Raw genomic sequence first — 14,696 nt, 5'->3', positions numbered from 1 at the left:
GTGGTTCCACCGGGCCGGTCAGGCCGGGCCGGACGGCAGCTCGACGATCTGCGGCTCACGCTCGCGCAAGGCCGCGATGAGGTCGCGGGTGTACTCGGGGGGCGCGGCGTGCACCGACAGCAGATTCGCCACCGCCCGGTAAGCCGCGAGATCGGCATCCTTGTCCAGATACAGCGCGCCGGTGAGTTGCTGGAGGTACACGATGTCCGGCAGATCCGACTCGGCGAAACGCAGCATGGTGAACGCGCCGTCGGAGACCGCGGGGCCGCCGACGTGATCGGCGAGCACCTGCACGGTGATGTTCGGCGCGTCCGCGACCCGCAGCAGGTGGTCGAGCTGGGCCAACCACACCTGCGATCCTCCGATTCTGCGCCGCAGCGCCGCTTCCTCGACGATCAGCCACATCTGGGGTGGGTCCGGCCTGGTCAGGATCTCCTGGCGGCGCATGCGCAGGGCCACGCGCCGCTCGATCGACTCCTCGTCCTCGTGCGGATGCGCGAGCACGAACAGCGCGCGGGCGTACTCGGGGGTCTGCAGCAGTTCCGGAACGACCCGCGGCTCGTAGCAGCGGATCAACTGGGCGGCGTGCTCCAGCCCGAGATAGGTGTCGAACCACTTCGGCAGCCAGTCGGCGTCGTGATGCCACCATCCCGAGGTGTTCGCCTGCTTGGCCAGCCGCTTGAACTCCGCGCACTCCTCCTCGTCGGTGACGCCGTACAGCGCGAGCAGGTCCACCAGATCCCGCTCCCGGAAGCCGGTACGCCCCAGTTCCAAGCGGCTGATCTTCGAGTGCGAGCCACGGATCGCCTCGCCCGCTTCCTCCAGTGAGATGCCGCACGCCTCACGCAGCCGACGCATCCGCCCGCCGAGGATCATCCGTAGGGCGGTCGGGCCGCCCTCGGCGGCGGGAGCCGTTCCACGAGCGATGGATTCGTTCTGAGGCCGCACTACCGAAGCACGCATGTACCGAGTCTCGCATGTGCGGTGCCCGCACTCCAGCACCGAACCCCACGAACGGCAGCGTATGCGCAGGTGTAAGCACATCCGCAAGATCAATTTCAAGATCGCCGGGATGGCTGCTCGCCGACCATCGGTCCGGCAGCAGACGAACTACGGAAGGCAAAGCGACGAGTGGGCCGCGGGGCGCGCGGCGATACCGAAAACCATTGCGGCCGAGTAGTTCCGCTGCGCGACCGCGCACCGAAGCGATGACCGCACGGCCCGGCGCCCGCCGCCGAATCCGGTGACGGCGGGCCGCTCGGTTCAGCGCAGCACTACGTCCGCCGTCGCGCGACCGAACAGCTTGCGGTCACCGCAGGTCGCGGTCAAGGCTATGGTGGCCGCGCGGCGCTGTGGGTCCAATTGCTTGACCCGACCGCGGAATTCGATCGCGCTCGCCCTGGTCGCCGGAACCGGGGCGAACCCGGCGAACCGCACCCCGTACCGCGTGACGGCGGCCGGATCACCGAGCCACGAGGTGAGATACCCGGCGCCGATGCCCATGGTCAGCAGTCCGTGCGACACCACGTCGGGCAGTCCGGCGCTGCGCGCGACCACGTCGCTGAAGTGGATCGGGTTCGAATCACCGGAGACGCCTGCGTAATTCACCAGATCACCACGAGACAGCAGCACTGTTCGCGGGGCCAGTTCCATGCCGACGGACAGGTCCTCGAAAGCGGGGACGGTGCGGGGCGTGCGCGGCTCGTCGGGGGTGTCCGCTTGCAACGCCTCTTCGAAGCTCTCGACCAGCCCGCCGTCGTCGCCGGACCCGCGCCCGGCCGCCGCGTTCTCACGGTCGGCGGCCGACTGCCCGGTCATGATCACGCCCTCGACCGCCGCGCGCAGATCGGCGGCGAGGTCAACCCCGGTCTGCGCCACCGCCGTGGTGTGCGCGGTCTGCAACACTTCCTTGTGCTGGTTGCTCAGCACGTTCCTGGTGACCATGAAGTCCTTGTCACCGAACTGCCGGAACGACTCGATGTAGGATTCGCACCGCACCTGGTCGCCCGCGACGATCGGCCGGTGCACCCGGATCGTCTGTTCCGTCTGCAGCACCTGGCCGAGGTCGTACCCGGTGAGCACGGACTCGAACATCTTGCGCTGCATCAACATGAGCACGATCGACGAAAACGTCATCGGCGCGACGAGCCCGTCGAAGCCGAGTTCCGCCGCGGCGTCTTCGTACCGGTGGGCGGGATGGCCGTCCTGCAGCGCTCGCGCGAACTCCCGGATTTTCTCGCGCCCCACCTCGTATGAGTCGGTCAGGCGATATTGCCGCCCCACCAGTGCCTTGGCTTGTTCGGACGCGGTGGTCGTGATGTCGTTCATGTGCCTCTCTCGGGAATCCGCCGTCACCCCCGACCGGCCCGGCCCACCGTACCGAAGTCGCGACGACGCCGCAGGAGCGCCATCGCCAGATCTGGGCATACCAACCGAAGGGCCGAAGGGGGACACAGTCTTGATCGCCATCGCGGGCACACCGCGTTACCGGATTCCCCCGAGCGCCGTCACACGGTCAGCACTCGTCGGGCGCAGGCACTCCCCGCAGCCTGTCGTCCAGCCAGATCATGGCTTCCGGATAACCGAGCGCACCGGCGATGATGTGCTCACCAAGCACACTGCGGTACACCGCGGGCACGCCGAGTCCGCACTGCTCCAGATAGAGATCGCGCGCGCCCTCGGCCGGGATCCAGAACTCCTGCTCGCCGTTGTAGACGTAGAGCGGAGTCGCCGACCGCATCCCGGCCATCTTCGTCACCCGATAGATGTCCGCGGCCAGCGCCGAATGCAGCGGATCGGGGAAATTCGCGGCGATGTCGATCGGCAGCATCAGCACGCCGATCGCTCCGAAGCTGCTGCCGCACATGTTCTTCACCGGCGAGGTCGCCACCCATTGGGCGAGATTGTTCATCCCGGCCAGGATCTCCGGCCGCTCGCGGCCGATGCCGAACACGGCACCCATGAATATCGCCGAGGCGAGGTTGCCGTTCATGCTGCGGGCCAGGATCTCGAAGTCGGCGGGCACGCCGCCCAGCGCCGCGCCGACGATCACGTCCGCCAATTCCGGTGCGTAGCCGTCGATCAGCTTCACCGCCCCGTGCGTCGCGATCGCGCCGCCGGAATATCCCGCCAGTCCGAACTTCGCGGCGCCGAACTCCTCCGGCAGCAGCCCGCGCACCGCCCGGATCGAGTCGAGCACGGCGTGCCCGGCCACGATGGGTTCGGCGTAGGCCATCGAAGGGCCCTCGTGGTCGGGGATCAGCACGGCGTACCCGCGCAGCGCCGCCAGATGCGTCGTAGGCGGCAGGAAGTCGGTGGTGCTGGTGTCGGGGTTGAGCCCGTGCGCGAGGGTGTATCCCGGCGTGCAGGTGCGGCCGAGGGCATCGATGGGCAGGTTGTTCACCACCACCGGCCGCTGACCGGGCCCTGGCCACGGTGCGGCGGGAACGATCAGCGTCGCCGTGGCGTACGACGGTGCGCCGTGCGCGTCCGTCGTACGGTACTTCACCAGCAGCGCACGCTGGATCGGCAGCAGCAGCAACGGCGCGGCCGTCGCGCGCACGTCGCGGACCTCGATGACCTGTCCCTCGGCCGATTCATCGAGATTCGCGGGCCGTAGGTCGAACATCGGGTCGCCGACGGCGGAGGGCAGCGTGGCCGAGCGCAGCGCGGCCAGCGACGGCGACAGCGTAGTCGCCTCGTGCGCAGGCGAAATCGGCTCCGGCAGCGGCGCGATCGGCGGCGGCGGGATCACCTGATCGATGAGTTGTTGTAGCGCGGGCAGCAACCCGCCCGGCGGCGGCTCTGCGGCGGCGGGGACGGCCAGGACCGAGCTGGCGGCGAGCAATGCCACAGCAATGGCACGCGAAATCTTCATGGCACACGCCTTCGGGTGCGAACGGCAACGTCGTCTGGCACCCGGGCGCACTGGCCTTCGACCCCCGAAATGTCCCCTGTCAGACCGGGAGCCAGGACGTCAGGCTACGTCAGCGCCCTGGACTGGACGCAGTAAAGCGTCCGAGTTGTGTTGTCGCGTATCCATATCGCAACAACCGGCCGAGACCCTTTCCGGAGAGTGGGTCCCGGCTCGGCCGTTCTCGTATCGTCGCTCAGCAATTGCTCGGCGCCGGCTCCCCTCGGAAACGAGCGTCCAGCCAGTTCAGTGCCGCGGGAATACCGAGCACCGCCGCGGTCAAATGGTCCGGCACCGGGATCTCCTCGGTCTGCACCCTGGCGCCCGCCGAACACCATCGCTTGTCGGTGTTGACCACCGCGTCGATCGGGATGAGGCCGTCGATCGGCGAATGCCATTCGAACACCGGCGTCTTCGGCACGCCGTCGTAGAGTTCGAGGCTGTTCTCCTCGACCACGGCGCGCGCGGTGTTGTCGGTGATCATCGAGGTCGTCTTGGCGAAGTCCAGCGCACCGTGACCCGCCCCCGTCGAGAGGATGTCATTGGTGCAGCTGTTGGCGATCTGCGCGCGAGCGGCCAGACCACGTTCGTTCAGCTGGTCGCTCAGCGGGAAGCGAGTCGGGTACTCCCGTTCCAGCCCGAACCCGGCGGCGAACGCCAGACCGAACACCGGGTGCGGGTTGAGCCCAAGCCCCTCGAGCATCTTCACCAGATTCATCGGCACGCCGCCCATGGCCGCGCCCGCGATGTCGAGTTCCGGCGCGTACTTCGGCTGCAGAGCCGCGGCCCACGCGGTGGCCATCCCGCCGCCGGAGTATCCGACCATCGCCACCGGGCTGCGCTGCACCCCGAGTTCGTTGACCTGCTTGACGGCGCGGATCCCGTCGAGCGTGATCTGCCCGCCGAGCTTCGCGGCGCCGTAGGCGAAATTCGGGCCGAGGTGGTCGGGCAGCGCGACGCTCCAGCCGCGCGCCAGCAGCACGTTCCAGCCGGGCGCTTCCCGCACGACGAGGTTCGGGTCACCGGTGTAGAGCACCCGGGAGACGGAGCACTCCGAGCCGAGCCCGTTGATGATGTGCTGGAACGACAGCAGCGGACCGTCCGCGCGATGCGCCTTCGGCGTCAGCACCGTGGTGGTCGCCGCGATCGGTTTCCCCTCCGAACTCGTCGACCGGAACCGGATCACGGTCACCGTGGTCTCCGGGAAGATCGCCAGCGGCGGCATCACCCTGGTCGCGATCACGTCGCCGGGCTTGCGGTCGGCGATGTCCGCGGGCGTCGCGTAGAAGGGATCCGGATCGGGTTCGGGATACAGCGGCGCGCTGGTCGCCGCGCCGGCCATGCTCGCGATCAGCACCAGCCCCGCGGCCATCGCTCCGATCGCACGTGCGAGACGTCTTCGCCCCACTCCCCTACCCAACGAACGTGGGCGCTGACTCATCGACGTGTGCCTCCTGAATCGTCCGACGCTGTGCTCATCCTCGGCAACATCACCCGCGCTGGGTACCGCCCGACGCGATCATGTTGACAATTCACAAGTTTGGGTCGCCCTGGCTGTGCCCGCGATGCGCCCCGGCTGGTGACTGTACCCCACGACGCCACGTCCGTTCTGTGACATTTCCAGCCGATAACCTGCAACATGTTCTCAGCAGTGGCGGCCCTTTACCGTCAGTCCTACCGGCGCGGCTGCCGCGCAGGCCGGAAGGAGACGGTGGCATGGACGGCACTGTGCGCAGACTCGCTGACCGCGACGACACCCGAGAACCGCCGACCCGGCGTATCACCGTCTACTTCGACGGGCCCACTCCCGAGGACGCGCTGGTCCTCGAATACGCGGCCACCAAAACCGAGGCGTGGGAGTTCACCTCGGCCGCCGCACACGCCGGGCTCACCGTCACCGTCGACGGCCAGGTCCGTCCCGGCCTGCGCAGGCTACCGTGTCATTCGCTCTGGCGCTGAGTGAGCGGGCTCAGGGCCGATCGAGCACGCCACGCAGGAAGTCGAGCGCGTCGGGAAACGCCTCGCGCGCCGCGCCGAGATGATCGCCGGGATACCAGTCCACCCGCAGATCGGTGCCCGCGCAGCGCAGCTCGGCGATCAGCTCGAGCGTCAGCGGCGCGGGCACCTCCAGATCCGTCAGCCCCTGACCGAGGTACAACGGCACCGAGTAGCCGCTCGTCGGCACCTTCAACATCGCGCGCACCGCGGCCAGCAGCGCGGGGTCGTCCAATGGCCGCGACAGCATGGCCCCGATGCCGATACCGGACACCTGCGCGTCCGCCTCGGCGGCGCAGTCCGCTTCCACGATGCGCAGGACGTCCCGGCCCACCGGGGTCAGGTAGCCGTCGATGTCCAGCTCCGGCGCACTGGCGCGCAACCCGGCCAGCAGCATGCCGAAATAGGTCGTCGTCTTCTGCAGCGGCAGCCGCGGCAGCCAAGGCCCCGCCAGCGGGAACACCACGTCCAGATTCGACGGCGCGCCGGTCGCGGCCGCGCCGCGCAGATCGAGTTCCGGCGCGTCGCCGGGCGCGAGATGGGCGGTGAACAGCGCCGCGTGCCCGCCCTGCGACTGACCGAACACCGCCCAGCGGGTACCGAGCGAAGGGGCGACCGCCCGTGCCGCGCGCACGCCGTCGATGATGCTGCGGGCCTGGGCGGGACCGTCCAGATAGGGATGCACGCCGGGGGTGCCGAGTCCGACGTAGTCGGAGATCACCACCGCATAGCCCGCGCGCAGCAGATCCGGGTACACCGACGTCAGGTAGTAGTCCCGGGGTCGCAGCGTGAACGCGCACTCGTCGGCGATCCCGGAAGTGCCGTGCGCGTAGGCGACGATCGGCCAACCCCCTTGCGGCGGAGCGCCTTCGGGGAGATACAGCACTCCGGTGCTCAGCATGGGCCCGCGCGGGCCACGCGACCGATACGTCAGCCGTTCGGCGGTCGTCGCCCCTGCCACGTGCAGACGGTCCGCCAGTTCCGCCAGGTCCGTCACGGTGCCGGGCGCCTCGTCCACCCCGGCGTCCGCGGGCCCGGCCAACGCGACCGTCACCGAGACCACGACGCCCGCCGCCCCCACCATGAACCGTCCACACCGCACCGGCCGACTATCCCCAGCCGCGGCCGCACCGGCAAGCCACCACAATCGGTGGCCCGGCCGGGCGACCTCGCCGGGACCGCCCGGGCTCGCTAGGCTCGGATGAGCACGCCGGAAACCGGTGCCGAGGAGAACACAGGAGGCTCGACCGTGGCGCAGCGGTACCCGTATCGCCTCGTCACCCGGCGCCGCGCCGCCGTACTGCTCGCGGCGGGGCTGCTGCCTCTGCCGATCGCCTGTGGAAACGATTCGCCCGATCCTTCGGCGGACACGACCACGACCGCAGGCACCACGACCACGACCGTGCCGACCGCGCCGATATCGATACCGCCGGCCGCCGTGCCGTCCGTCGACCCCTACGCGGGACAGCCGCTGATCGATCACGTCGCCTGGACCGAAGCGATCGACGGACCCCGGCTGCTCGTCTTCCCGACGCAGGCCGGTCGGCGGACCACCTTTCCCGGCTCGGACGAACGGGCGTGGCAGGAGGTCGTGGCCGAGTCGGCGGACGCGGACGCACCGGGCATGCGCGATCAGTTCGTCTGCCACTGGGCGTGGGCCCGGCTGGTCCAGCCGGACAAGCCGAGCTGGAACCTGGAACCGTGGCGCCCGGCGGTGGGCTACCAGGCCACCGTCGAAGCGCGCTGTAATCCCGGCGGCCCCGAGCGCTGAGCGCGGGCGCCGCCCCGACCGGAAGGAGCGATCCATGCGCGTCGTCATCGCAGGCGGACACGGGAAGATCGCATTGCTGCTGGCCCCATTGCTCACCGCGAACGGCCACGAGGTCGCCGCCCTGATCCGCGACCCCGAGCACGCCGCCGACGTACGCGCCACCGGCGCAGAACCGGTGCTGTGCGATCTGGAGAAGGCGGGCACAGACGAGGTGGCGGATGTCGTAAAAGGCGGCGACGCGGCGGTTTTCGCCGCCGGCGCCGGGCAGGGCAGCGGCGTGGACCGGAAATACACCGTCGACCTGGGCGGCTCCGTCCGGCTGGCCGAGACCGCCGAGCGCACCGGAGTGCGCCGCTTCCTGCAGATCTCCACGATGGGCGCGGGGCGGCCGGTCGCTCCCGGTTCCGACGACGTGTGGGCGGCGTACATCGACGCGAAGACCAAGGCCGAAGACGATTTGCGCGAGAGAGATCTCGACTGGACCATTGTGCGCCCCGGCCGCCTGACCGACTCCCCCGGCACCGGTCTGGTGACTCTCGCGCCGGCCCCGGTCGGGCGCAGCGAGGTCCCGCGCGCCGATGTGGCGGCCGTACTGGCCGGACTGCTGCCCGCCGCGCCCGCATACGGGCTGACCCTCGAACTCGTCTCGGGTGACACTCCGATTAGCCAGGCAATTGCACATCTGACCGATTGAGCTGTCGCGCACCCCGCTACCGCCCTTGCCGATCGACCGCAACGGTCACGATGGGAGAACAACCGTGTTCAGTCGAATCGTCTCGATGAAGATCCGCCCCGGCTCCCGCGCCGAGTTCCTGGCAGCCATATCCCGCAGCGCCGACGCCTCCGTCCGGACCGAGCCCGGCTGTCTGCGCTTCGACATCTGCGCAGATCGGGTGGACCCCCACCGATTCTTTCTCTATCAGCTCTACACCGACGACGAGGCGGCGGAAGCACACCGTTTCACCGAACATTTTCTTGCTTGGCGGGCCGCGGCGGACCAATTCGTCGAGCCGGGTACACAGATCGATTACAGCACGGACGTCCTATTCGGCCGCGACTGAAATTTCGCGTCGGGCACCGTTTCCGCAAACTTCCGGCCGCGAAATACGCAGTGCGCACGTGCAATCGATCGTGCAGATGTGCTTGCATCTGAAAGGTACGGCGGCATAAACTCGGTCCCGCAACGCTTTACAGGGGACCATCAGGGGAGGCCGCGTGGGCGAGCCGAAGGCCGAAGCCGCCATGGGTTTGCTGCCGCCAGAAACAGGGGCATTCGAATGGAACATCCACTTACCGGCGGCCGGTTCGGATCAGCCGACACCGCACTGGCCGACCAGCCGGCGAACGGTAGACATATGAGCACATTATCGGCCCACAGCGGCCACACCGATACCGTATTTTCCCGAGAAACCGCCGTGGCATACGTGATCGATGCCGTCGAATCCACCGGGGCGGCGACTCGGCACGATTTCGATATCGACCGCATCGTCACCACCGCGCACGCGATGGCCGACGACTGGGATCTCGAGGCATTGCAGCCCGCTACATTCTGGCGAATCGCCTCCAGCTTCATCAAGCAGTAGATCGTCCCGCCGTCCGAGCCCGGCGGATAACGAAATTTTCGGCGGCTACCACCGCCGAGCGATTGGACAGCAAAGAAAAACCGAGCGGCCACCTCCGATCTGGGAGGTGGCCGCTCGGCGTATCGGGTCTTCGGCGGCGCCGAGACTACCGCGTGGCCTCAGCGCCCTTCGGCATACTTCTCCATGATCGCGATCGACTTGTCCGGGCGCTCGGCCTGCACACTGAGGCGGTCCATCACCGACAGGTACAACGCCAGGTCTTGCCGCCGCTCGAGATACAACGCGCTGGTCAACTGTTCGAGATACACGATGTCCGGCAGTTCGGCCTCGGCGAAACGCAGAATGCTGAAGGAACTGCCCGCCGCTGCGTGCTCCCCCGCGGTGAACGGCAGCACCTGGATCGTCACATTGGGCAGCTTCGCCAGCCGGACCAGATGCAGCATCTGCTCTCGATGCACCTGCGCGCCACCGACGGGCCGCACCAACGCGGCCTCGTCGAGCACCGCCCACACCACCGGCGGGTCCGAGCGGAAGAGGATTTCCTGCCTGCGCTGACGCACCGCGACCCGCCGATCCGTGTCGGCGTCCTCGTACCCGAGCGATACGACCGCCCGGGCGTATTCGGGCGTTTGCAGCAGTCCGGGAACAAGATGCGACTCGTAGGTGCGGATCTTGCTCGCGGCCTGTTCCAGGCCGAGGTAGGTGCCGAACCACTGCGGCAGCAGGTCGCTGTAGCGATGCCACCAGCCGGGCTCGTTGGCCTGCCTGGCCAACTCGAGGAACGACTCGCGCTCCTCGGCATCGTGAACGCCGTAAAGGGTCAGCAGGTCGCGGATGTCGCGTTCTTTGAAGCCGGTACGGCCCAACTCGAGACGACTGATCTTGGCGTGCGATCCCCGGATCGCATCACCCGCCGCTTCCCGGGTGATGCCCTTCTTCTCCCGAAGCTTGCGCAGCTGGCCGCCCAATGCGATGCGTAGCACGGTCGGACCACGTTCCGCGACAACGGATTGCACATGACCATCGTCATCGGGTTCAGCGATCATCGAGTTCGTCTCCGATACTCCGGGGGTTGCCCACAGTGTGTCACAACCACCTGTCGCGAGACACACCGCACCGACCGCTAATGTTACCGCTCAGCTAGTCAAATAGTCGAACTCCCCGGCCTTCGCGCCGCGGACGAACGCGTCGATCTCCGGACGCGTGTAGATCAAGACCCCACCTTCCGGGTCCCGCGAGTTACGTACTGCCACCTGGCCGTTGGCCGTTTCGGCCACCTCGACGCAGTTGCCGCTCGGATTACTGAAGGAACTCTTTCGCCAAGTTCCGATGATCTCGTTGGTGGATGTATCCGACATCTTCCCCACTCCTCCGTTACCGCAGTCAGGCGATTCGGTTCGTGCAGATGCACGTTCAAACGTTCTTGCATCTGCACCGACACCGGACGATAGCACGAAGTTCGCCCTCTGTGCGCCCGCGGATCGGCGTCATCGGGCGACAGATCTGAAACACGATCACCTCGACCCGGAAACACCGAGATCAGCTCCCCGATCCACCCCTCTGGACGCGCGCGAATCTTGTACTGTCACAGTGCACATCGGATGTACCAGTCATTCGCGACAACCCCACGCACCCACCTGCACGGCAGTGCCGCGGACCCGTTTCTGCCTAGGAGTACAACCCCATGACCGAAGACCACAGCCCCCTCATCCGAACCGACATACCCCACTCCGCGCGCATCTGGAACTACTGGATGGGCGGCAAGGACTACTACGAGATCGACCGCATCGCAGGCGATGCCGGGATCGAGGTGGATCCGGACATCACCACCATGGCGGTGCAGTCGCGCCAGTTCCTCATCCGCGCGGTGCGCTACCTCGCCGGGGAGCAGGGCATCCGCCAGTTCCTCGACATCGGGACCGGCCTGCCCACCATGCAGAACACCCACGAGGTCGCCCAGAGCGTCGCGCCGGAGTCCCGGATCGTGTACGTGGACAACGATCCGCTGGTGCTCACGCACGCGCGGGCGCTGCTCACTTCCACCACGCCGGAGGGCGTCACCACCTACATCGACGCCGACTACCACGATCCCGAGCGGATCATCACCGACGCCAAGCACGTCCTGAACTTCAACGAGCCCATCGCCGTGATGTTCATGGGCGTGCTCGGCCACGCCAAGACCTACGACGAGTTGCTGCGCATCGTGCGCACCGTGCTGGACGCCGTGCCGTCGGGCAGCTACCTGGTGATGTGGGACGGCACCGACGACAGCAAGGCGTATGTCACCTTGTGCGAGAACTACACCGGCACCGGTGGCACTCCTTATGTCCCCCGCCCGCAGGCTCAGATCAAGGCCGTCTTCGACGGCCTGGAGTTGGTCGAGCCGGGCTTCGTGTCCATCACGCAGTGGCGCTCGGGCGCCACGGAGGTGGGCGAGTCCCGTCCGATCTCCGCCTACGGCGCTGTCGCGCGCAAGCCGTAAGGCCCCTGAACGCCAAACCGCAAGCGGCACAGCGGCGGTCGCCGGTCACCACCGGCGGCCGCCGCCGGTTTTTTTCTCTGACCGATCGTGCAGATGTACTTGCATTTGCAAGCGACGGAGGAATAGACTCGAACTCGAAATCGGGGAGGTACGCAGGGAGTTCGAGTCTGCGCTACCAGTACGTCGGCCTCCCCGCCGCACGTCGGACGCGAGGGGTAGTCGAATGATCGAGCCATTTCGAACTTCCCCCCGGGTTGCCGTCATCGATGGCGCCGGCGCCGAGCCCTTCCGTCAGTACCCTGCGCCCGAGTTCGCCGCGACGGATTGCAGTGTGGAGCCCCGCGGCCTCACCTACCGGCAGGCCCGCGACATCCTCTACGCCCACGAGGTCCACGGTCCGCAGTGCAGGCAGTGGCTGGCGGCAGCCGCGTATCTGTCAGCCGGGCTGGACGACGAATAACAGGCCACACCCCGGCGCGCGAATGCCTCGCCGCTTCGTAAACCCTGCTCCAGCACCGTAATCCGAGCCGCGTGCTGCGCGTCCGTCATCGGGTCACTATGGAATGCGGAGCGATCCCGAGCGATCTCACAGATCACTCCCGGTCCACACAGCCCTTTCGTATAGTGATCGATCGACTCGGGCGCGATTTCTCGCACGCCCGACGTGGCATTGGGGAGCGAACTCGTCATGACCTACTCCGCGTTGGATCTGTCCGCCGACTCGTCCGACCCGGTGCTGGAAATCGGTGGACAGCCGGCTTCGGTGCCTTTGCAGAACACCGACAGCGTGGCCTCGCACATGGTCGGATATTTCGAGAACGTCATGGCGCCCTGCCGCACCCTGCCCGGCGAGCAGATCCGCGGTGACGTCACGAAACTCACCCGCAGCTGCCTGAACCTCGCCGCCGAGATGTTCGACCGGCGCACCGTGCCGGACGAGGAGCAACTCGGCCCGGTGCGCGCGGCCGCCGCCCGCTGGGCGCGCGAGGGAGTGCCGTTGAGCACCATCCTGCGCGCCTACCACGAAGGATTGCGCATCGCCTTCGGTCTGGTCACCGCGCCCGCCGAGGCCGACGACGTCGAGGAGGTGCTGGTCGCCGCCGATCTGCTCCTCGAACTGCTCGAGGCGATCACCGCGGCGGTGTCCGATGCCTACGTCGACGAACAGCACCTGGTCGCCAAGGAGCATCAGACGGCGGCGCAGACGCTCGCCTCGGCGCTGCTGAGCGGGCGCGGCAGCTCGGCTCTGGCCCGCCAGACGGGTATTCCGATCGCGGAGGCGTATCAGGTTGTCGCCCTGTCGATTCCGGAGCATCCGGACGAGCGCGATCCGCGCGTCGACGGGAACGTCGCGGCGCGCCGGAAACTGCGACGGCTACAGTCCGAGCTGGCCACCGTGTTCGCCTCCCGCGCGCTCGCGCTGCTCAGCGCCAAGGGCGGCACACTGCTCATCCCGTCGGGCGACGAGGCCGAGACCGTCCTCACGGCCGCCACGCTCGAGCTGCTCGCCGTCGCCGCCGAGGTCCCGCTCACCGCGGCCGTGGTGCCGACCGACACCGATCAGATCCCCGAATCGGCCGATCAGGCACACGAGCTGCTCAATCTCGTGCGCGTCGGCGTCCGGCCGCCCGGTCTCTACCAGATGTCGGATCTGGCGGTGGAGTATCAGCTCACCCGCAGCGGCCCGGCCACGCGCCGGATCGCGACCATCCTCGACCCGCTCGACGCCCATCCCGAGCTTTTCGACACCATGCGCGCCTACCTGGGCAACGACATGAACCGGCAGCTCACCGCGCGCCAGCTCTTCGTGCACCCGAACACCGTCGACTACCGCCTGCGCCGCATCGCCCAGCTCACCTCGATCGACCTGGCGACCTCGGCGGGCATCTCACAGGCGGCGATCGCCCTGCTGGCCCGGGATCTGGACCGCAGCGTCGCCCGTCGCCTGTGACGTCCGCGCCGTGACCTGATCGTGGCCTGTAACGGATTCGTGCTGGTCACCGGGCCGTGAACTTGCGATCCTGGTAGTGCCGCGACGTCTGGATGGTGAAATATGCGAATTTCGGAGATCCTGCACAGAAAAGGCAGCGACGTGGCCACGGTCGCGCCCGATACGACGGTACGCACACTGCTCGCCACGCTGGCCGAGCGGAACATCGGCGCTGTCGTCGTCTCCCCCGACGGCAACACGATCGCGGGCATCGTCTCCGAGCGCGACGTGGTACGCAGTCTGCACGCGTGGGGCGCGGACCTGCTGGACATGCCGGTCTCGGCGATCATGACCTCCGCGGTGCGCACCTGCGCGCCCGAGGACCGGGTCGACGGCCTGCGCCGCACCATGACCGACCACCGCATCCGGCATCTGCCGGTGGTGCACGAGGGCAGGCTGGTCGGCATCGTGAGCATCGGCGATGTGGTCAAGAGCGCGATCTCGGAATTGGCGGACGAACGCGAACACCTCGTGGAGTACCTGCAGGGCAGATATTAGAGCTCGCTGAGGTTCCCCAGATCGGCCGAGAGCCAGTGCTCCGGCCGCAGGAAGACGGCGACCTGCTCACCGTAGGCCTCGGCCGCCTTCAGGTAGGTGTCCACCGATTCGGCGGGTACGTACCGCGCGGCCATTTCACGGTGCATCTCGTCGGTCATCGGGGTGATCCGGGTGACCGGGCCCTCCACGCTCACGTAGCGGACCGTGGGTTCGGCCTGCTGCACCATCAGACCGAACCGGCCGGTCTCCCGGATGTAGCGCATCTTCTGCGACTCCGGGCCGGTCAGGATCCAGGCCTCGTCACCGGGACTGTATTGGTACCAGATCGGGACGGTGAGCGGGCCACGATCGGTGCCCGCGGCCACCGAGAACGCCGCGATATGCGGCTGCGCTAGGAACTCTTGACGCTCTTGCAGGGTCAGAGGCATACGTTCCAGGCTAGTCGTGAAAGCCTTTGTCCACGA

The 14,696-nt window shown here is 67.8% G+C and carries 17 protein-coding genes; 9 read left to right on the top strand and 8 right to left on the bottom strand.

The annotated features are described in order from the left end of the window. Positions 1-18 precede the first annotated feature (18 nt). The 4 genes from ACFV2O_RS32810 to ACFV2O_RS32795 form a co-directional block, all read right to left on the bottom strand. The gene (locus tag ACFV2O_RS32810) at positions 19-963 is read right to left on the bottom strand and encodes a helix-turn-helix transcriptional regulator (RefSeq protein ID WP_356968212.1); all 945 of its coding nucleotides are present in this window, start codon (positions 961-963) and stop codon (positions 19-21) included. A gap of 300 nt (positions 964-1,263) precedes the next feature. Next, the gene (locus ACFV2O_RS32805; protein ID WP_379255482.1) at positions 1,264-2,328 is read right to left on the bottom strand and encodes a fused (3R)-hydroxyacyl-ACP dehydratase subunits HadA/HadB; all 1,065 of its coding nucleotides are present in this window, start codon (positions 2,326-2,328) and stop codon (positions 1,264-1,266) included. A gap of 187 nt (positions 2,329-2,515) precedes the next feature. Beyond that, a complete protein-coding gene (locus tag ACFV2O_RS32800; RefSeq protein WP_379255480.1) occupies positions 2,516-3,877 on the bottom strand; it encodes a lipase family protein in 1,362 nt (453 codons plus the stop codon). A 232-nt stretch (positions 3,878-4,109) separates the two neighbouring features. Next, positions 4,110-5,285, bottom strand: a complete 1,176-nt coding sequence (locus tag ACFV2O_RS32795) for a lipase family protein (RefSeq protein ID WP_355078407.1) — start codon at positions 5,283-5,285, stop codon at positions 4,110-4,112. A gap of 344 nt (positions 5,286-5,629) precedes the next feature. Here ACFV2O_RS32795 and ACFV2O_RS32790 point away from each other — a divergent pair, with 344 nt between their 5' ends. Beyond that, entirely contained in the window at positions 5,630-5,872 is a 243-nt protein-coding gene (locus ACFV2O_RS32790) for a hypothetical protein (protein WP_355078408.1), read from the top strand. A gap of 10 nt (positions 5,873-5,882) precedes the next feature. Here ACFV2O_RS32790 and ACFV2O_RS32785 read toward each other — a convergent pair whose 3' ends face one another. Continuing rightward, a complete protein-coding gene (locus tag ACFV2O_RS32785; RefSeq protein WP_379255478.1) occupies positions 5,883-7,010 on the bottom strand; it encodes a lipase family protein in 1,128 nt (375 codons plus the stop codon). A 99-nt stretch (positions 7,011-7,109) separates the two neighbouring features. Between ACFV2O_RS32785 and ACFV2O_RS32780 the strand changes: the two genes are divergently transcribed. From ACFV2O_RS32780 to ACFV2O_RS32765, 4 genes are all read left to right on the top strand, one after another. After that, positions 7,110-7,679: a DUF2599 domain-containing protein gene (locus ACFV2O_RS32780; protein WP_379255476.1), complete on the top strand. Its 570-nt coding sequence runs from the start codon at positions 7,110-7,112 to the stop codon at positions 7,677-7,679. Between the two features lie 34 nt (positions 7,680-7,713). Continuing rightward, entirely contained in the window at positions 7,714-8,373 is a 660-nt protein-coding gene (locus ACFV2O_RS32775) for an SDR family oxidoreductase (RefSeq protein ID WP_379255475.1), read from the top strand. Positions 8,374-8,437: 64 nt separating this feature from the next. Then, complete coding sequence (locus ACFV2O_RS32770; RefSeq protein WP_043690427.1) at positions 8,438-8,740, top strand: putative quinol monooxygenase; 303 nt, start codon at positions 8,438-8,440, stop codon at positions 8,738-8,740. A gap of 354 nt (positions 8,741-9,094) precedes the next feature. Next, complete coding sequence (locus ACFV2O_RS32765) at positions 9,095-9,262, top strand: hypothetical protein (RefSeq protein ID WP_245562558.1); 168 nt, start codon at positions 9,095-9,097, stop codon at positions 9,260-9,262. A gap of 158 nt (positions 9,263-9,420) precedes the next feature. Here the strand turns inward: ACFV2O_RS32765 and ACFV2O_RS32760 are convergent, their stop codons facing one another. Both ACFV2O_RS32760 and ACFV2O_RS32755 read right to left on the bottom strand, forming a co-directional pair. Beyond that, positions 9,421-10,308: a helix-turn-helix transcriptional regulator gene (locus ACFV2O_RS32760; RefSeq protein ID WP_355078413.1), complete on the bottom strand. Its 888-nt coding sequence runs from the start codon at positions 10,306-10,308 to the stop codon at positions 9,421-9,423. A gap of 90 nt (positions 10,309-10,398) precedes the next feature. Beyond that, entirely contained in the window at positions 10,399-10,620 is a 222-nt protein-coding gene (locus ACFV2O_RS32755) for a DUF397 domain-containing protein (protein WP_039797917.1), read from the bottom strand. 326 nt (positions 10,621-10,946) lie between these two features. Between ACFV2O_RS32755 and ACFV2O_RS32750 the strand changes: the two genes are divergently transcribed. The 4 genes from ACFV2O_RS32750 to ACFV2O_RS32735 all read left to right on the top strand — a co-directional run bounded on the left by ACFV2O_RS32750 (position 10,947) and on the right by ACFV2O_RS32735 (position 14,232). After that, positions 10,947-11,744 carry an SAM-dependent methyltransferase gene (locus ACFV2O_RS32750; protein WP_355078414.1) on the top strand — a complete coding sequence of 266 codons (798 nt, stop codon included), beginning with the start codon at positions 10,947-10,949 and terminating at the stop codon, positions 11,742-11,744. Between the two features lie 331 nt (positions 11,745-12,075). After that, a complete protein-coding gene (locus ACFV2O_RS32745; protein ID WP_355078415.1) occupies positions 12,076-12,204 on the top strand; it encodes a hypothetical protein in 129 nt (42 codons plus the stop codon). Positions 12,205-12,432: 228 nt separating this feature from the next. Beyond that, positions 12,433-13,695, top strand: coding sequence for a PucR family transcriptional regulator (locus ACFV2O_RS32740; protein ID WP_379255473.1), 1,263 nt, complete (start codon positions 12,433-12,435; stop codon positions 13,693-13,695). Positions 13,696-13,797: 102 nt separating this feature from the next. After that, the gene (locus ACFV2O_RS32735) at positions 13,798-14,232 is read left to right on the top strand and encodes a CBS domain-containing protein (RefSeq protein ID WP_355078417.1); all 435 of its coding nucleotides are present in this window, start codon (positions 13,798-13,800) and stop codon (positions 14,230-14,232) included. Here ACFV2O_RS32735 and ACFV2O_RS32730 read toward each other — a convergent pair. Next, the gene (locus ACFV2O_RS32730) at positions 14,229-14,660 is read right to left on the bottom strand and encodes a pyridoxamine 5'-phosphate oxidase family protein (protein WP_379255471.1); all 432 of its coding nucleotides are present in this window, start codon (positions 14,658-14,660) and stop codon (positions 14,229-14,231) included. The two genes, ACFV2O_RS32735 and ACFV2O_RS32730, sit on opposite strands and share 4 nt — an antisense overlap. Between the last annotated feature and the right edge of the window lie 36 nt (positions 14,661-14,696).

Source organism: Nocardia sp. NPDC059691 (assembly GCF_042733915.1).
Lineage (GTDB): Bacteria > Actinomycetota > Actinomycetes > Mycobacteriales > Mycobacteriaceae > Nocardia > Nocardia sichangensis.
This window is presented reverse-complemented; position numbering and strand designations above follow the sequence as displayed.